Source organism: [Clostridium] symbiosum, from assembly GCA_036419695.1.
Lineage (GTDB): Bacteria > Bacillota > Clostridia > Lachnospirales > Lachnospiraceae > Otoolea > Otoolea symbiosa_A.
In genome coordinates this window covers 225,464-244,123 of sequence record CP143946.1, presented here as the reverse complement: position 1 = coordinate 244,123, position 18,660 = coordinate 225,464, and the positions used below count along the sequence as shown (strand labels likewise).

General features: G+C 51.0%; 16 protein-coding genes. 5 read left to right on the top strand and 11 right to left on the bottom strand.

Annotation, left to right across the window (positions count from 1 at the left end; genetic code table 11):
- Window positions 1-113 precede the first annotated feature (113 nt).
- On the top strand, window positions 114-1,013 hold the full coding sequence (locus tag V3C10_01135; protein ID WVP62462.1) for a LysR family transcriptional regulator: 900 nt from the start codon (window positions 114-116) through the stop codon (window positions 1,011-1,013).
- A gap of 223 nt (window positions 1,014-1,236) precedes the next feature.
- On the opposite strand, the gene V3C10_01130 is transcribed toward V3C10_01135, so the two are convergent.
- Window positions 1,237-2,418, bottom strand: coding sequence for a Gfo/Idh/MocA family oxidoreductase (locus tag V3C10_01130; protein ID WVP62461.1), 1,182 nt, complete (start codon window positions 2,416-2,418; stop codon window positions 1,237-1,239).
- Between the two features lie 262 nt (window positions 2,419-2,680).
- On the opposite strand from V3C10_01130, the gene aroD reads away from it, so the two are divergent.
- On the top strand, window positions 2,681-3,433 hold the full coding sequence (aroD, locus tag V3C10_01125) for a type I 3-dehydroquinate dehydratase (GenBank protein ID WVP62460.1): 753 nt from the start codon (window positions 2,681-2,683) through the stop codon (window positions 3,431-3,433).
- 203 nt (window positions 3,434-3,636) lie between these two features.
- Here the strand turns inward: aroD and V3C10_01120 are convergent, their stop codons facing one another.
- Together V3C10_01120 and V3C10_01115 are read right to left on the bottom strand one after the other, a co-directional pair.
- The gene (locus V3C10_01120; protein ID WVP62459.1) at window positions 3,637-4,101 is read right to left on the bottom strand and encodes a VOC family protein; all 465 of its coding nucleotides are present in this window, start codon (window positions 4,099-4,101) and stop codon (window positions 3,637-3,639) included.
- 361 nt (window positions 4,102-4,462) lie between these two features.
- Window positions 4,463-5,899 carry an aldehyde dehydrogenase family protein gene (locus tag V3C10_01115; protein WVP62458.1) on the bottom strand — a complete coding sequence of 479 codons (1,437 nt, stop codon included), beginning with the start codon at window positions 5,897-5,899 and terminating at the stop codon, window positions 4,463-4,465.
- A 480-nt stretch (window positions 5,900-6,379) separates the two neighbouring features.
- On the opposite strand from V3C10_01115, the gene V3C10_01110 reads away from it, so the two are divergent.
- From V3C10_01110 to pepD, 3 genes are all read left to right on the top strand, one after another.
- Complete coding sequence (locus V3C10_01110) at window positions 6,380-7,855, top strand: PLP-dependent aminotransferase family protein (protein ID WVP62457.1); 1,476 nt, start codon at window positions 6,380-6,382, stop codon at window positions 7,853-7,855.
- Between the two features lie 187 nt (window positions 7,856-8,042).
- Complete coding sequence (locus V3C10_01105; GenBank protein WVP62456.1) at window positions 8,043-9,326, top strand: MFS transporter; 1,284 nt, start codon at window positions 8,043-8,045, stop codon at window positions 9,324-9,326.
- On the top strand, window positions 9,319-10,752 hold the full coding sequence (pepD, locus tag V3C10_01100) for a beta-Ala-His dipeptidase (GenBank protein WVP62455.1): 1,434 nt from the start codon (window positions 9,319-9,321) through the stop codon (window positions 10,750-10,752). The genes V3C10_01105 and pepD overlap by 8 nt, the downstream gene beginning before the upstream one ends.
- A 15-nt stretch (window positions 10,753-10,767) precedes the next feature.
- On the opposite strand, the gene V3C10_01095 is transcribed toward pepD, so the two are convergent.
- The 8 genes from V3C10_01095 to V3C10_01060 form a co-directional block, all read right to left on the bottom strand.
- On the bottom strand, window positions 10,768-11,718 hold the full coding sequence (locus tag V3C10_01095; GenBank protein WVP62454.1) for a transketolase family protein: 951 nt from the start codon (window positions 11,716-11,718) through the stop codon (window positions 10,768-10,770).
- Complete coding sequence (locus V3C10_01090; GenBank protein WVP62453.1) at window positions 11,708-12,565, bottom strand: transketolase; 858 nt, start codon at window positions 12,563-12,565, stop codon at window positions 11,708-11,710. Before V3C10_01090 ends, V3C10_01095 begins: the two co-directional genes overlap by 11 nt.
- A gap of 96 nt (window positions 12,566-12,661) precedes the next feature.
- Window positions 12,662-13,303 carry a fructose-6-phosphate aldolase gene (gene fsa, locus V3C10_01085; protein WVP62452.1) on the bottom strand — a complete coding sequence of 214 codons (642 nt, stop codon included), beginning with the start codon at window positions 13,301-13,303 and terminating at the stop codon, window positions 12,662-12,664.
- Window positions 13,304-13,373: 70 nt separating this feature from the next.
- Entirely contained in the window at window positions 13,374-14,192 is an 819-nt protein-coding gene (locus tag V3C10_01080; protein WVP62451.1) for a sugar phosphate isomerase/epimerase, read from the bottom strand.
- 22 nt (window positions 14,193-14,214) lie between these two features.
- Window positions 14,215-16,047 (bottom strand): thiamine pyrophosphate-binding protein, encoded by a 1,833-nt coding sequence (locus tag V3C10_01075; GenBank protein ID WVP62450.1) that lies wholly within the window; start codon window positions 16,045-16,047, stop codon window positions 14,215-14,217.
- A gap of 79 nt (window positions 16,048-16,126) precedes the next feature.
- Window positions 16,127-16,804 carry an aspartate/glutamate racemase family protein gene (locus V3C10_01070; protein ID WVP62449.1) on the bottom strand — a complete coding sequence of 226 codons (678 nt, stop codon included), beginning with the start codon at window positions 16,802-16,804 and terminating at the stop codon, window positions 16,127-16,129.
- Between the two features lie 38 nt (window positions 16,805-16,842).
- On the bottom strand, window positions 16,843-17,787 hold the full coding sequence (locus tag V3C10_01065; protein ID WVP62448.1) for a transketolase C-terminal domain-containing protein: 945 nt from the start codon (window positions 17,785-17,787) through the stop codon (window positions 16,843-16,845).
- Window positions 17,787-18,635 (bottom strand): transketolase, encoded by an 849-nt coding sequence (locus tag V3C10_01060; protein WVP62447.1) that lies wholly within the window; start codon window positions 18,633-18,635, stop codon window positions 17,787-17,789. The genes V3C10_01065 and V3C10_01060 overlap by 1 nt, the downstream gene beginning before the upstream one ends.
- Window positions 18,636-18,660: the final 25 nt, after the last annotated feature.

Below are 18,660 nucleotides of genomic sequence, written 5' to 3'. Positions count from 1 at the left end.
TAAAAAGTGTATAAACTGTAATCTGTTTACACGCTAATTCTAATATGGTAGTATATATTTGTCCAACGATGGTTTTTGATGTTAATTATCAAATAATTTGATATAGGAGTCTTATGAATATACGAGTCTTACAGACCTTTATCCGGGTGGTTGAGCTGAAAAGCTTTACAAGAGCCGCCTGTGAACTGAATTATGTGCAGTCCACCGTAACTATGCAAATCCAGCAACTGGAAAAGGAGCTGGGGTTTCCTCTCTTTGACCGAATCGGTAAAAAGATATCCCTGACTGCCTACGGTGAAAACTTTTATGCCTATGCCAATAACATCCTGCAGACGATGATGCAGGTCAATAATCTGGGAAAAAAGCCGGAAGAAATGAACGGCAGCCTGCGGATCGGAATCCTGGAATCCCTGCTTTCCGCCGCTACGCTTCATATTTTTCCGCGCTTTCAAGAACGCTATAAGAATATCGAAATTCAATTAAAAATAGGGCAGTTGTCCGATCTCCGGACTCTGCTTAAACAGGGACAGCTGGATATGATTTACATTTCCGGGGAGCTTAATACGGATCCCGATCTGCACTGCGGTTATAAACGGAAGGAAAACCTGGTTTTTGTCACGGCTCCCGATCACGAACTGGCCCAAAAAACCGGCGTCACTCTGGAAGAACTGCTGGCCTATCCCTTTGTCGTGACCGAACTGTCGGGCACCTGTTACGGAAAACTGAGCCGTCTGGCCTTTTCACACGGCCTGATGCTAAAACACACGTTGATCGTGGACAGCACGGCCGCAATCGGGGAACTGATCGGCACGGGAATCGGAGCTGCCTTCCTGCCCGAGTATTCGGTGATGGAAATGCTCCAGCAGAACCGCCTGGCGAAAGTGAACGCGGATGTCCCGCCACAAACCTATTACAGCCAGGTGCTTTACTGCCGGGATAAATGGCTCCCTCCCTTTATGGAGGAATGGATTACCCTGATCAGGGAGTTCCGTCCCGAACGTTTGGAGGTATAACAAAGGAATAGCGAATCCTACTCGCGGGATTCTTGCGCTACCGCACGATTGCTCCAGCAACTGTTTACCTCTGCGCGGTATGTGCACCGTCGCGGAGCGTTTTTTGATTCATAGAACGTAATTTTCGATAAAAAAAAGAGAAGCCCACACACCGGGTATGAACCGGAGCGAAGCTTCTCTCTTTTTTGATGAGGGCTGGACCTCATCTCAACGTAAACAAATATTAGAAATCAATCCTGCGTCCTTCTTCAGCGGACTGATAAGCGGCATAAACAACTTTCATCGTCTCATAAGCCAGTGCAAAATCGGAGGATGGAGTCTTATCGTAAGCAATGGTCTCCACGAAATCCTGCAGCTCTCCCATGTAACCGCGGATAATCTCATCGGATACAAATGCCTTGTTCCATCCGAGTTTTGCCGGGAGCATCTCGGAGATGGTTACGTCCTCCAGGCCGTCCTCATCCAGGAAATAGGTGTTCAGGATGTCGGTAGGAGTGATGTTGCACATCAGGGCATTGTCATTGCTGTATACTTCTATGTAGTTCTTGGTACCGCCGAGCACGGTGTCGCTGGCGATTGTCATGCACTTTGTCCCGTCGGAGAATGTAACGGTTACGGTGCCGAAATCCTCAACGTCCTCGGGACGTGCGGAGATATGGCGGTGTTCATCTTCCGTCAGGCATGCGGTAGCAACGCCGCAGTCCGCCGTTACGCTCTTAACAGTGATCTTCTCGCCGCGCGCCCCGGCCTCCTGCTGTTTTAACCACAGCATACCGGACAGCGGATGGCAGCCCGTACGGATTAATGTGCCGCCGCCTGTTCCGTTCCATTTGCCGGCAAGCGGGGAACTGGAACCTTTCAGGCTCTCCTCCCCCTTCATGAAAAGCACTTTGCTCTTCTTGGCGCGCAGAATCTCTGCCGCTTTCTGTACCGGAGTTGCATATACGAAGTTCTCCGCATAGAGAAACTTTTTACCGCATTCGTCCACGACCTTTTTTAGCTCGTCCATTGTTTTCATAACTTCCTCAAACATTTTGAACTTTGGTGTATTCTTACCTACGTTTTCTTCACCGCGCTCTCCAAAATATCCGGTCAGAGGTTTTTCGCAGATGACATGCTTACCGGCCTTTAAAGCCTGGATAGCCATGGAGCAGTGAAGGAATGGAGGCGTCACAATATCGATCACATCGATCTCGGGATCCTTTAACATCTCCTCGTAGCTGGTGACTGCCTGCTCATAGCCGTAGCGCTCTTTCACCTTTTCAGCCAGTTCCAGTTTCACGTCGCAGATGGTTTTCAGGCGTACCGGGACGCCGCTTACTTTCTCATATCCGTTGCCGTGCAGGTACGCAGCATAACCTGCCCCTATTGTTCCGATTACAACCGGCTTTACATTCTTTGTCATCTTTACCTCTCCTTTTGCTTTTAATTACTTTGTTCATATCAAGCACTGTTTTATAGTAGTATCATACCGAATAATGAGTAAAATATCCAATTGAACGTTTTCACCAACCCATCTGTTTTATTCATAGATTGGTCAACACTTTAGCGCATTAATTTTTAATAGTTTAACGCAAAAAACTCTTGACTTAAATCGGATCTGCATTTATACTGTAACCAACATTTAACAGAACCCTTTGTTTTAATTTATTTAGGAGAAAATTGCCATGTCAGAAACCGTAAAAATCAGAAATGTCGTATTCGGAGAAGGAATCCCGAAAATCTGTATCCCGCTTACGGATACAAACTTTGAAGAACTGAAAGAATCCGTTGAAAAAATGAAAAGCGCTCCCTTTGACCTTGTTGAATGGCGTGCCGATTTTTATAAAGATATTGAAGATTATGAATTCCGATTTAAGGCCATGACATATCTCCGCGAACAGTTAGGTGACGCTCCAATCCTCTTTACCATCAGAACGAGTGTGGAAGGAGGCAAGCTGGAGATTTCCACCGAGGACTACATAGGCGTTCTCACTTCCGCGGCCCGCAGCGGCCTTGTGGATCTGATCGACGTGGAACTGTCCAGAGGCGACGATACGATGGCCGTCATCCGGGATGCCGCCCATGAATCCGGGGCAAAGATTGTAGGCTCCCTTCATGACTTCTCTTCCACGCCTTCTAAAGACAGGATTGTGCACCATCTCTGCCAGATGCAGCAGCTTGGCGCAGACATTGTTAAATTTGCAGTTACACCGCAGAGCGCAAGGGATGTCCTGACTCTGCTCGACGCCACCCTGACCATGCACGAGGAGCACAAAGAGACTCCGGTCGTCACCATGTCCATGGGCGGACAGGGCGCGGTAAGCCGTGTGTGCGGCAGCGTCTTCGGCTCCTGCATCACCTTCGGAACCGCTGGTAAATCATCGGCTCCGGGACAGCTTCCGGCCGACCTTCTTTCTACCTTCATCCACCATATGTAGGCAGGAGCCAAAACAGGTTCCCGGTCAGCAGCCAAAGTCGTGAATAAAGTATGTATAAGGAAAAACCGAAAATTTTATATGAATCATTTCGATTAATTATCAACAACGAAAAGCACGCTTCGCGGACTTTTCATTGCCACTCAATAAAAAAACAGAGCGCTCCGTTACCGGCATCCGGTAAGGCAAAGCGCTCTGTTTTTTATTTATGCTTTAAGAAGCTTTGTCAAGTCTTCAACCGAAGCGTCCATTCTCACCGATACCTCCTCCATCGTCATGCCGGAAGCGAGAAAACGGTTAATTACCATTTTCATATCCTCGCCCACTTCAATTATATGGCCGTCCAAATCATAGAATCTGACGACGCGCTGGCCCCAGCCGTGCTCAACCACTTCTCCCAGATATTCAATGTCAGGATACGCTTTAAGTTTCTCCATAAAGCCGTCAAAGTCCGTTTCTTCAAAGCAGATTTCCATATTATTGGAATTCTTCATCACTTTCTCTTTCGGCAGATTCACAAGCCAGTCAAAATCCTGCTGAAGGGCTAAACCGCAGGTAAACGAAATATTGATGCCATAATCCTGATAAACCTCCAGTCCGAATAAATCTTCGTAAAACTTCCTCGCGGCGTTGACATCCGCCACCGATATGACGATACAGGTATGCTTCATGTGAGTTTTCCTTTCAAAATCCTCTTTTTTTCAGGGTCTCCCCGCGGTGCGGCGCGGATTGTTCTGTTTTTGTTAAAGTATATTGCAGTTTCCAGTATCTGTCAATTATGGCGGCACGATATCTCCCCGCCGGAGTGCCGTTAATAACAACAACGAAAACAGGCTGCAGAGCTGTCCGCTGCTCTGCAACCTGTCTTTGTTGTTAACGGCCTGAAACACGTGAGGGGGTGCTCCAGTCCGTACGCCCTGCCCTTTCCAGGTGGGAAGGCGTTTTTATTCATTCACGATCTGAGTCTTAATGCTTTACTATCACTTTTCACTATCAATCTTATTTTACTGCAGACTCCTGTTTTCCAGGCTCTTATTCTTCGTCCATACCCGGTTTGAAGAAGTCACCGAACAGTTCTTCATTGGACGGCATATCTTCCGGAAGAGGACGTGCTACCCATGTCGTGTTCATGTAGTGCTTTAATGCGATGTTCTCGGAAACAATGTTTCCTCCCCATGTTCCGCAGCCCATGGATGATGTCGGAGGCATTCCGTTTGTGGAGGAACCGGAGTTACCTCTGTTGTTTGGCTGGCGTACCATGATACGGGATACAGGAGCTGCCATTCCAAGTCTGTGGATGTGCTCGTCGTCGAAGGAGTAGATACCACAGGAATGGCCCTTTCCGCCTACGTTGAAGATGGCCTGCATCATGGTCAGGGCATTCTCAAACTCTCCCTCATACTTGAAGAGGCTTAACAGGGTGGTCAGTTTCTCGCTGGAGAAGAAGAACTCTTTTCCAATCTCATTGATTCCGCCGCCTGTTACTGCGATGAACTTGCGGTCTTCCGGAATCTCGAATCCGGCGATCATAGCCAGCTTCTGTGGGCTGATGGCTACGGTCTGCGGCAGACGGTGGCCTGTCTCATCCCACATAACCTTCTTAAGCATCTCTGCCTCTTCCTCGTTGGCAAGGTATGCGCCCTCTTCTACCAGAGCTTTTACGAAGTCATCATAAATGGACTCATGGATAACCAGGTTTCCGTCGCAGGAGCAGCCTGAACCGAAGTCGGATGTCTTGGAAATACGTGTGTTGCTGGCTGCCTCTTTCTGACGCTCCGGTGTGTTGCAGGTATCATCGATGATGACGGTTGCGTTTCCTGCACCTGAACCGTATGCAGGAACACCTGCGGAGTAAGCGGATTTAACCATTGGGCGGCCGCCTGTTGCGATGATCAGGTCTGCGCGTTTCATCAGCTCGTTGGTCAGGGAGATGGACGGCTCTTTGATACCCTGGATGATGTCGGCCGGCGCGCCTTCGCGTACAAGCACTTCACGGATGATATCGATACACTTGTTGGTTACGTTTTTAGCACGTGGATGCGGGGAGCAGATGATTACGTCTCTTGCCTTGATCGCGTAGATAATCTGTCCGGCCGGTGTTAAACATGGGTTTGTGGTTGGAACCAGGGAAGCGATAACGCCGACTGGTTTTGCATATTTCACAAGGCCTTTTTCTTTATTCTCCTCGATGATGCCGACGCTCTTAGCGCGGAGGCAGTCTCTCAGGATGAGTTTGATTTTGTTGCGTTTGTTTCTCTTTGTGACTTTGTCGCCGAGGGATGTCTCATCAACAGCCTCGTCACAGATTGGCGCCCATACTTTCATATCGCATACGGCGGCTGCGACAGCCTGGCAGAGGCGGTCAACGCGCTCCTGGTCATATGTAGCGATAATGTCGGCTGCAACGCGTGCGCGTGCTACCATTTCTTCGATCATCTGGATCTGCTCTGGGGTTACTTCTTTTGCCATAACAAAAATCTCCTTTACACTATATTGTTTTTTCTCGCGGAAACAGTGAGTCTGCCGGCCATGTCTGCATGGCCAACCGGCGGCTGCCCGCGGGGTCAAATGCTCCGTAATTTGCTGCGGGATATTTGACCTTTTACCTCGTCCTTACGGTAATTTCAGTATATATGCCGTGGCCTCAAAAGTCTAATACCGGAATTCTCTCATGTTCATAGAGAATTTCTATAATGCGCAAAATACCTTGTAAAACAAGGATTTTCAGCCTTTCCAGACGGCTGTGTCCTTATAAAATTCCCTGTTTCCGACACTGACCCCTGCTACTGAAATGTGAAAACGCCATTCCTTTCACGGCTGCTGGGCAATCTCTCCTGAAAGAAGGCCGGCTGCCGGCATAAAAATTCCAGATGACAAATAGAGGGGAATGGGATATAGTACAGGAAGTACGAACAGTTTCTATTGAAAAAGTCAGATACGAGGTGCGGTATGGAGATAGATTTAAATTACAACAGTTCGACTCCCCTGTATATGCAGATAACTCTGATAATCAAAGACAAAATTTTGAGCGGAGAGCTTCCGGAAAACTTTAAGCTTCTCTCGGAACGGCGGCTGGCCGGGCGCCTCGGCGTACACCGGAATACGGTAGTCAGGGCCTATGAAACCCTGATTGCGGAGGGTTTGGTGATTTCGTCGAGGCAGACACCCTGCGGCTATTTTGTTGCCCCCAGGCCGGATACATCCGACAGGGCAAAAAAGCTGCCTTCCATGTTCTCTTCCACCGATAAGAACTTCAACTATCATTTTACAAGTGCCCAGATCCGCTTTGAGGAAATGTACCACTCTTCCTATAATGACGATAAAATTTCATTTGCAGCACTGCTTGTGAATAAGGAAGCGCTGCCCATGGAATTTTTGAAACAGCTGATGCAGGAAATCATCGACGGGGACATGACGGAACCGTTCTGGTTCTGCCCGCCCCAGGGAACAGAAAGACTGCGGAATAATTTATCGGAAATGCTGTTCACCAGAAATATCTACGTAAAGCCGCGTAATATCCAGATTGTTGGGGAAACCTTTGAGGCAATCAACAATATTGCCTTTATGTATCTGGAAAAAGGAGACTGCGTAATCCTGGAGGAACCGGCGGATCCAACCGTTGTGAATATTTTCCTCCACGTGGGCGCCAGGCTTTTGTTTGTCCCCGTCGAGGAGGACGGCATTCAAATTGACAGACTGGAGACGCTTGTACGGCAGTACAGGCCCAAGCTGATTTATACCATGCCCAATTGCCATACTCCAACCGGATGTACGATGGGGATTGAGAAACGGAAACGCCTTTTATCCTGTGCCAGAGATTATAATATTCCGGTTCTCGAGGATGATTCCCTGTATGACTTTTACTACAGCGAAAAAAGACTGCCCAGCCTTTTTTCAATGGATCAAAACAATTCCGTTATCTATCTGGATACGGCCGGCCTGTCCTTCTATCCCGGGGTGAGGCTCGCATATCTGGCGGCGCCGGACAGTGTAATCGGAATGTACCACCGGATCGTGAATAAGGATCAGCTTTTTCTGAACAGCTTAGGGCAGTATCTTTGGGCAAGGTTTATCGAGAGGGGGTTTTATGAACGTCATGTGCAGTTCCTCAGGGAGTTTTACAGGCAGAAGCGGGATCGGATGTGCAGCTGCCTGTCCAGAATCCCGAATCTTTCCTTTTCCGTGCCGGAACGCGGGCTGTGTGTCTGGGTAAAGATAGAAAAGTGCCTGAATGACATGAGACTGACCGCCGTCTGCGAGCGGACAGGACTTTTAATCACTCCCGGAAGCATCTATTTCCCTGAAGGGCAGAAGGGAGAAAATTACCTGCGGCTCTCCTTTTCTTCCGCGTCGGATGAGCAGATCGAGGAAGGGATACAGCTTCTTAAAAAGGGGATGGAACTCAGCAGGCTGGAAGCTGACTAAGAATGGTACATACGAAAATTTAAATCTGGCCCCCGTTTTTTTGTGGAACTATCAGGCAGACGCTTGTTTTTACTAACTGGCGTCTGCCTGATTTGTGCCCAAATGGCCCTAAAAACGGTTTTGGACTGGAACTTGGCACTCCTGATTTTTTTGATAGAATTTATGAAAAAAGAAGGAGGAACGTTTTATGGAAGAAGGTTCTAAACTGAAGAAAAATCTTGTTACGCTGATTGTATTGACGATGTCGGGCTCATTTATCTATACGCTGCCCTATTTCCGTTCGTTTTACTATGACGCGTTCATGGAAACCTTTGGTTTAACAAATGCACAAATGGGGTACTGCAGCGCCTGTTTCGGGGGAATCGGCGCCATATCTTACCTGTTCGGAGGGCTGATCGCGGATGCCTTTCCGGTAAAGCGGCTGATACCGCTTTCGATGATCCTGACCGGCGCATTGGGTTTCGCCCTGCTGCTCTCCCCGCCGCCGGCTGCCGTCATACTGATTCACGGCATCTGGGGCATTACGTCACTTATGATGTTCTGGCCCGCATTAATGAAGGGGATCCGGGCTCTTGCCGCATCGAATGAGCAGGGGAAAGCCTTCGGCATCTTTGAGGGCGGCCGGGGCATCTTTAACGCCGGTTACATGACAATCGCCGCCGTAATCTTTGGCAGGATGCTGGCAGTCAGCAGCGAAAGTATGGGGGTCCGTTGGATTATTGTATTTTATGCAGGTGTGACGACCATCCTGGGATTCGTGGTTTCCTGGCTGCTGCGCGACTTAAAAGAAGAAAATTCAGGGGCACGGGAGGGATTTCAACTGAAGCTGATTGGAAAGGCGGCTAAAATCCCTGAGGTCTGGCTGATGATCGGCATCATCTATGCGACACTCACCGTCAGCCAGGGATACTATTACTTTTCGCCGTATGTGACGAAGGTGTTTACCGTCGGCGCCCTCGCCGGGGTAGTTCTGACCTCTGCCTCCCAGTATATCAGGCCTTTTGCCTCCATGGCGGCAGGAATTCTCGGAGACAGGATTAACAACTCAAAGACTATGCTGATAGGCCAGATCGGGCTGTTGATCGGAGTGGCCATTATCCTGTTTACCCGTCCCGCAGCCGGAATCGTGCCGGTTCTGTGTGCGTATTTAATCGTTTTCGTCAGCATGTATACCTGTGTCAGCATGCAGTTTGCGATTATGGAAGAATTTGACTGTCCCGCCGAGTGGGAGGGAGCCGCTATCGGACTGATATGCTGTCTCGGGTATATGCCGGAAGTGACAAATCATCTGATCGCCGGGCAGCTTCTGGATCATTTTCCGGCAGCCGCTGGATACAGGATGTTCTTTACCTATATGCTGGCGGTCACAGTCATCGGGATCGCCCTGACTCTGATATGGCTGAAACGGACAAAAGTAAAGCGAAGACTGATTTTGGAACAGAACAGGAAAGGCAGGGAACATAATGAATAACGTACTAAATCATGAGCTTCCATTTGAACGGTATTTTGAGGAAATATGCCGCTATCCCCACGGTTCGTTCCAGGAGAAAGTGTTGAGCGACCACCTGGCGGAATTTGCCGTGGAGCACCATTTACAATATAGACAGGATGAATGGGGAAATATTATTATTTATAAAAATGGAACCCATGGGCTTGAAGGCCGGCCGCCGCTGATCCTTCAGTCACATATTGACATGGTGTGCGAAAAGCAGCCTGGTTGTGAGCACAATTTTGAGACAGATCCCCTTGATATTTATGTGGAGGATGGTTGGATCCGGGCCCGTGGAACTACTCTGGGAGCCGATGACGGCGTTGGAGTTGCCTACATGATGGCGGTTCTTGCTGACGACAGCATCCGTCATCCTCCCCTCGAATGCCTGTTTACGGTCCTGGAGGAGCCTGGCTGTATCGGCGCCACTCACTTAAAAGCGGAGGACTTTCAGGGAATGCGCCTGCTGGGCCTGGACGAAGTGAGCGGGGATACTACGACGGTCTCTGCAGCCGGTATGAAAAGAATCGCGTTCCGGTACCGCGGCCTGCGAAAAGAAACGGAGCGGCCGTTTTATCAACTGACGGTAGGCGGCCTGTCAGGAGGCCACTCCGGGGATGACATCCATAAAGAACGGGGAAATGCCAACAAGATCGCCGCACGGTTTTTATACATGCTCCTGAAAAAAGAAGAGGGGATGCAGCTGGCCTGCATGGACGGCGGCACGGTTGATAACGCAATCCCTAACGCGTGCACGGTTGTTTTTGTCTCAGACAGGAATGAAAATGAAATATACGCGGATATTTCCGCCCTCCTGGAGGATATCAGCAGGGAACTGAAGTACAGTGACGGGGCAGTCACCGCTAAGGTGGTACGCTGTGAACCGCAGCCGGCCTTCTCCGCCAGGGACAGCAGAAATATCATCCGTTTTCTGTTTACCTGTCCCAACGGATTCCGCCACCGTGACATTCACATGGAACTGACAACCGCATCAAGCAATCTGGGGCTTATAAAAATGAGTGATGACGGCTTGGCCGTTTCGCTCCATATCAGAGGCGCCGCCCTCTCCTTTATCGATCAGATCGCTGATGAAGCTGCCATCATTGCCGAGAGCCTGGGCTGGGAAGCTGAAGCCACAGACAGCCTCCCATGCTGGGAATACCGGGAAAATTCCCCTTTGAGGGCACATCTTGAACAGGCCTATGAACGGGTTACAGGAACTGTAATGAAAGAGCACGCGGAACATGGCTGTCTGGAAGCCGGCCATTTCATTGCAATGAAACCGGGGATGGACATCGCAACCCTGGGACCGTTAATAAAGGATTACCACACCTTTCTTGAACGGGTGGAAAGAGCTTCTTTTGCAAAAATTTATGACGTACTGACTGCGCTTTTAGAGAATTTATAGAAGCTTCCCGGTCTTTTACCGGATTTGTTTTTTATAGCAGGAACGGATTTCTTCCGCGATCCCCTCTCCATCCAGCCCGTATTTTTTCAGAAGTTCTCCGGCGGGGCCGGACTCTCCGAATGTGTCACGGATGCCGATTCGGTGAACCGGGACGGGGTATTGTTCCGACAGCGCCTCGCAGACGGCGCTGCCCAGGCCGCCAATGATGGAATGTTCCTCCACCGTGACGATTCTCCCGGTTTTTTGAGCCTCCTTTAACAGCAGCTCTTCATCGATGGGTTTGATTGTGTGGATATTCACCACCTCCGCGCTGATGCCCTCTTCTGCAAGCATGTTTGCCGCATCCAGGCATGCGGGAACGCACAGGCCGGTGGTCACGATCGTCAGATCGGTTCCCTCACGCAGCACGATTCCTTTTCCCAGTTCAAACCGGTAACCGGCGTTTCCGTTAACCACCGGGACGGGAAGACGGCCGAACCGCAGGTACACCGGGCCGTCATGCTCATAGGCAGCTTTCACCGCCGCCCTTGCCTCCACATCGTCGGCAGGGCAGATGACGGTCATTCCGGGAATTGTCCTCATCAGTGCGATATCTTCATTGCACTGATGGGTCGCCCCGTCCTCACCAACGGAAATTCCGGCATGGGTGGCCGCGATCTTTACATTGAGATGGGGGTAACCCACCGAATTTCTGACCTGCTCAAAGGCGCGGCCTGCTGCGAACATGGCAAAAGAGCTGGCAAAAGGCACTTTACCCGACGCGGCAAGTCCGGCTGCAATTCCAATCATATTGCATTCCGCAATTCCGCAGTCGATGTGGCGTTCGGGAAAGGCGCTGCGGAAAATCGCAGTCTTCGTCGCCTCCGCCAGATCGGCGTCCAGCACAACCAGATCTTCATGCAGTTTTCCAAGCTCCGCCAGGGCGTTGCCGTAACTCTCCCTGGTTGCAATCTTTTTATTCTCCATCTCCACTTCCCTCCCTTTCAAGTTTTTCCCCAAGACGTTCCAGTTCCTCCATGGCGGTTTTATATTCCGCGTCATTCGGGGCCTTGCCGTGCCAGGACGTTTTATCCTCCATAAAGGAAATTCCTTTTCCTTTAATGGTTTCCGCGATAATCGCGGTCGGCTTACCGGTCACCGACCGGGCCTCCCGGAACGCGCTCCTCAGCTTTTCCATATCATTTCCGTCGTCCACACGGATGACATGGAAATGAAACGCTTCAAATTTCTTATCGAGCGGATAAGCGGAGCAGACTTCCTCGAGGGAACCGTCTATCTGAAGATTATTGTTGTCCACGATGACCACAAGGTTGTCAAGTTCCCGGAAACCGGCGAACATAGCGGCCTCCCAGACCTGCCCCTCCTGAAGCTCCCCGTCTCCCAGAAGCGCATACACCCGGTGGGATCTGCCGTCCATCTTAGCGGCCAGCGCCATCCCGACCGCCGCCGAGATTCCCTGGCCCAGGGAACCGCTTGACATATCGACGCCATTTATGTGTTTCATATCGGGATGCCCCTGGAGATAGGAGCCGGTATGGCGCAGCGTCACCAGATCCTCCTTTGGGATATATCCTCTTTCCGCCAAAGCCGCATACAGCCCCGGCGCATTATGTCCTTTGGACAGTACGAAACGATCCCTGCCCTCCCAGTCCGGCCGGGAGGGATCGATATTCATCTCCTCAAAGTAGAGATAAGTCAGGATGTCCGCAGCCGACAGGGAACCGCCCGGATGGCCGGATTTTGCGGCGTGCACGGAAGTTAAGATTCCTTTTCTGACTTCATTTGCCGTTTTTTTAAGCTTTATTAGATTCATGGAAAAACTCCTTTTTCTGAAAAGAGCCTGCTCCTTAATCCATTAACGGCAGGGCGCAGGCTCTCTTATCATAACAGTTCGTTACAGTTCAACTTATCACTTACTGTCTTCTTTAAACTTCTCAATTCCCGCATCGGTCAGAGGATGTTTCACCATCTGCATGAGGACCTTATACGGCACGGTGGCAATGTCGCCTCCCGCCTTTGCGCACTCAATAATGTGCAGCGGATGTCTTGTGGACGCGCAGATAATTTCCGTACTGATGTCCGGGTAATTGCCAAATATCTGCGTAATATCATAAATCAGGTCTGTGCCGCAGGTGGAAATGTCGTCCAGTCTGCCGAGGAAAGGAGACACATAGGATGCGCCCGCCCGGGCGGCTAAAAGAGCCTGGCTGGCGGTGAAAATGAGGGTCACATTCGTTCTGATTCCTTCTGCTGAAAGCGCTTTGACTGCCTTAAGTCCCTCCGCTGTCATCGGAATTTTGACGACCATATTCGGGTGGATTTTAGCAATCTCCCTGCCCTGTGCAATCATATCCTCCGCTTTTTCCGCGTCCGCCTTCACTTCCCCGGATACGGGACCGTCCACAATTTCCGTAATCTCCTTGATTACCTCAGAAAAGTCGCGGCCTTCCTTTGCGATCAGGGACGGGTTTGTCGTCACTCCGCAGATAATTCCCATCTCGTTTGCTTCCCTGATCTCGTCTACATTAGCCGTATCTATAAAAAATTTCATACTGTTCTCCCTTAAAAATGCTCTCTTCAGAAATCGCCTGTCTCTTTTCGGTAATCACCGCTTCTCTTTATCAGAGACCGTTCGCCGCAAGGTATTTCTTCGCCGTCTCCAGGCAGCGGCCCGCGTGTCCCAGCTTGCCTCTGGCTTCCATCTCGGCAGCGTTGGGCAGTTCGATGGCATAGTACGGGATGTTGGCGATTCCATGCAGCATTCCGGCAATATCAATCTCTCCCTCTCCGACGTACAGACGTCCGGAACGGGCTACGCCGGTCATATCGGGATGGTCTAACGGAGGGATAAAACCGGGTCCGTCACACAGATGGACAAAGCCAAACCGCTCCGCCGGTATCTCTTTCAGCATTTCCTGCGTCACACCGGCTCTGTGGGCATGGAGCGTATCCACCATAAGCTTTAAGTTAGGACGTTTCAGAATATCCATTACCTCCAAAGCTTCTTCTAGGGTCCGCACATTGGCGAATGCCATAAATTCCAGGTTCACAAGCAGATCATACTTTGCAGCCATATCGCATATCATTTCAAGCTGATGAAGAGCCGCTTCCCGATCCGGTGTCCAGACACTGGAAATCACGTATTTTGCACCCAGCTCGGCGGCTTTTTCAAAGTCCGCCTCGTAGGAGGCCACATCAAGTCCGTCTCCCACACGCGCCAGCTCAATATCCATCAGGCGCACTCCGGTACGTTCAAGAGCCGCCCTGACACTTTTAAAGATCGCTTCATTTGCCAGACGAAAGTCGGGCTCTCCCGGCATTTTCATTGAAATCGGGCGCAGGCTGACTCCCTCGTAGCCGCATCCCGCTGCGATTTCCACCTGATCGGCCGGGTGGGTACCCGGCACGGTCAGATAAGCCAAAGAAAATAAGTTTTTCATCGTTTACCTCCGTTTCATGCAATTATGCATCATGAGATTTCGAATGGCTTGGCGCAACATAACGGCCGTTCTCTTTCTTAATCAGTTTTCCTTCTTTGACAAGTGCGTTTGGTGTATAGATATCGTTGATATTCCAGCAGCCCGGTGTCGGCACTACGATGTTCTCCATTGGAGCCTCCACTAAGAACGGACGTCCCGCCTTGTTGGCTTCAATGGCCTTTTCCATGGCCGGTTTAAATTCTTCCGCAGAACTAATGCAGATGGACTCGATTCCGTAGCTCTTCGCCACATCCGCCCAGGAAATGGTGTAGCGCTCTCCGTCGGCTTTATAGAATACCGTACCGAATTTTGTTTTATAGTTGGCATTTTCAAGTCCTGCGATTGTACCGAAAGCCGAGTTATTCATAACCACCCAGGTGCAGGCGATTCCCTGCTCAACTGCCGTAGCAAGGCAGGACGGATTGATGCCGAAACCGCCGTCTCCGGTCAGATTAAGGACAATCTTGTCGGGAGCAGCAAGCTTGCCTCCCAGTACGGCCGACGGGCCGAATCCCATGGTCGCCAGACCGGATGAGTGGTGAATGGCTCCCGGACGTGTAATATCAAATTCCTGTGCAACGCCGTTCTTGTTCCAGCCTACATCGGTAAAGATCACTGCATCCTCCGGAATCACTTCCTTGACGTCCTTAAGGATTCTCTGAGGCGTCATCGGGAAACGGTTATCACTTGAAATAGCTGCGTTGGATTGTTTAAACTCTGCCTTGGCCCTGGCAATTCTGGCCCGGAGTTCCGGATTACTCCGTCCTTCCGGACAAATCTTTTTCACTTCTTCAAGGATCTGGGCAAGGCCAATCTTTAAGTCTCCCATGGCTCCGATTTCTACCGGATAGTTGCGTCCGATCTCCATCGGGTCGATGTCAATCTGTAAAAAGGTGGTCTTATCAGGGTCGAATGTGACTCCCTGATACCAGCTTGAGCTGTCGGCCTCGCCGAATCTGGTGCCGAGGCCCAGGATTACATCGGCATTCGTGGTCAGTGAGTGGGTGAATTCAAGGCCCCAGAAACCGGTCTGTCCAATCATCAGCGGGTGCAGGTCGGATAAGCAGCCCTGTCCTGCCAGTGTACGTGATACCGGAATGTCCATGAATTCAGCCAGGGCAGCCAGTTCCTCGGATGCCTGGGATAAAAGGATTCCACCGCCTGCATGGAGAACCGGATTCTTTGCCTCCACCAATTTCTTTGCGATTGCCTTTGCAGCCGCAGGATCCAGGGCAGGGCGCATGGTTACGAGATTACCCTTGTAGGTGCGCGCCCAAAGTTCCTCATCCATTTCTCTTGAGAACATATCCATCGGAACGTCCACAAGGACGGGTCCCGGACGGCCGGACTCAGCCAGGCGGAATGCCTTGTCGAGAATATCGGGAAGCGCTTCCACGTCATCCACTCTCCATGCGCGCTTTACAACCGGCTCCAGCAATTTGTACTGGTCGCCGTCGGCATGCATCTGCACTTCCTGGTGAGGATGGCGGCCGTAGTAGTAGCTCGGCACATCACCGGCAATGACTACCATGGGGATGGAATCCAGCGAGGCGTTGGCGACGCCTGTGATTACATTGGTAAGTCCCGGCCCCAGATGACACATTACCACCGATGCCTTATGTGTCACACGGGCATAGCCGTCTGCAGCCGTGGAGGCCACGCTCTCATGTCTTGTTCCTATGTACTGGATTTTCTCGCTGCGGGACAGTGCGTCCAGCATTCCGATTACGGTATGGCCGCAAAGGCCGAATAATTTGGTAACGCCTCTGCGCTCCAGATAATCTACTAATAAATCAGATACTAATTTGTTACTCATTTTAATCTCCTCCATTTACTCTTTTATGTCCGATTTCATACTTAATGTCCGGTTCTGTTTCTAACGCCCGGTTTCACGCTTATTTTTCTGCCGCAATTTCATTCAGCTTTTCGGCAATTCTTCCATAGCCCGAGAAGAAGCTGCACAGTAAAGGTGTTTTTACGTCTTTTAAGTCGGGCAGCAGCGCGCGCATGGACACCTGGGCCATTACGATGGCGTCGTATCCCATTTTATCCAGCTCCCTGATGTTTTCCATCAGTATGCGGTTGTGCTCTTCCGGGTGTCCTGCCTGAAGGGCATCCCAGGCTGCGTTCTGCAAATACTGTGTGCACTCCATCTTTTTACCCTGTGCGGCGCCTGTCTTTTCAATCAGCCTCTGGCTGGGCCCAAGCGTTGTTTCCACCGTGGCAATCAGGGCAATCTTCGTTCCCAGGCTCACCGCCTCCTCGGCCATCGGCAGATCCACCTTCATAACAGGGACATTCACTTCTTTCTCATAGATGTCGGCCACTTCTCCCACCGTGGAGCAGGAGTTGACGATTAAATCCGCTCCGGAGATTTCCGCCGCTTTTGCGTAGAGAGTCATCCTGTCGATTACCGCCTGGCTGGGCCCGCCGTTTGCACGGACATCATTCAGCAGGGTGCTGTCGGTGATAAATTCCACCCTCACTCCCGGGACTTTTTCCTTCAGGAATGCGATGGTATCCTCCCGTTTGGCAAAACTGGTCTGTAAAATACATACATGTGGGGATTTCATATTTACCTGTCCTTTCCCGGCCGGGTTTACCGCGCCGTCTATCTTTTTCTGGCGATTAACGCCTTTGCCTTTGCTACGATGGAATCCACATCCATGCCGTGGTCACGGTAAAGCAGTTCCGGATCGCCGGATTCACCGAATTTATCCTGGACGCCGATTCGCTGCATGGGAACCGGTTCCTGTTCCACCAGCACTTCCGCCACTGCGGAACCAAGGCCGCCGAAAATGGTGTGGTCCTCGATTGTCATGACCGCTCCGGTCTCCCGTGCCGCCTTTATGACCGCCTCGTTGTCCAGCGGTTTGATGGTGGCCATGTCGAGCACCCGGACAAGGATTCCCTGCTCCTTTAAAACAGCGGCCGCATCCAGCGCTTTTTTAAGCAGTATTCCGGAGACTATCATTGTCATATCGTTTCCGTAATCCACTACAGTGCGCGCCTTGCCCCATTCAAACTCATAGGAGGCCGGGTCATAGATGTCTTCCACCGGATTGCGGTGCAGCCTGACATAGAGGGGGCCGGTAAAGTCTACCGCCGCATGGGCCAGGGCCTTTGCGGATACCGCGTCGGCCGGCTGTACCACAGTCATGTTCGGGAAGGAACGCATGATGGACACGTCCTCAATCGCCGCATGCGTGGCGCCGTCGCCGCCGACCTGAAGTCCCGTATGGGTTCCTATCACGGTCACGTTCAGATTCGGGTAGCACACGAAGGTTCTTACCTGCTCGCAGGCCCTCATGGAAGCGAATACCGCGAAGGTTGCGAGGAACACCTTGTTTCCGCAGGCTGCCAGTCCGGCTGCGCCTCCCACCATATTCTGTTCGGCAATGCCGAATGAGAACTCCCTTTCGGGAAAGTATGCTCCGAATTTCTCCAGGCCGCATGCCTTGGTGTCGGCGTTGCAGACTACGAAGTTTTCGTTTGTTTTAGCGATTTCTATCAGTTCATGGCCGAATGCCATTCTGGTTGCAAGTGTCTTTGCCATCACACAACACCTCCTTCCTTTATTTCTGAGATTGCCTTTACAAGCTGTTCGTCATCAGGTGCCGCTCCGTGCCATGCCGAGTCATCCTCCATGAAGGAGACTCCCTTGCCCTTGACGGTGCGCATCAGGATGGCCGTAGGGTTCCTCATGGTCTTTGCCGTGTGGAGCGCCGTAAGCACATCTTTCATATTGTGTCCGTTTACTTCCACAACCCTCCAGCCGAAGGAGCGCCACTTGTCTCCCAGAGGCTCAACGGTCATGATGTCGTTCACCCAGCCGTTAATCTGGACGCCATTGCAGTCCACAATCGCCACCAGGTTTTTGAGGTTATGGTGGCTGGCCGCCATCGCGGCCTCCCAGACCATGCCCTCCTGTATCTCTCCGTCACCCAGCATGACATAGGTCATATAATCCTGATGATGGAGCCTGGCCGAAAGCGCCATTCCCACGCCTGCCGAGAGTCCGTTTCCAAGGGAACCTGCCGTCATGTCGATGCCCGGCACCTTATTCATGTCCGGATGTCCCTGAAGAATGGAGTGGTACTGGCGCAGCGTGTTCAGTATCGCCGGGTCAAAGAATCCGCGGCGTGCCAGGGCTGCATACAGTACCGGGCAGGAGTGGCCTTTAGAGAGGATGAAACGATCCCGATCCGCCCAGTCCGGCTCCTCCGGTTTAATATTCATTACGTGAAAATACAGGGCCGTTACCATTTCCACCGCCGACAGGGAACCTCCCGGATGTCCGGCTTTTGCAGAATGTATCATCGAGATGATATCCTGTCTCAGCTGTACCGCCTGTTTCTCCAGGCGTTCTACATCACGCTCTGTGAAATAATTGCGATTTTCCATAATTTATCCTTCCTATCATTATCAT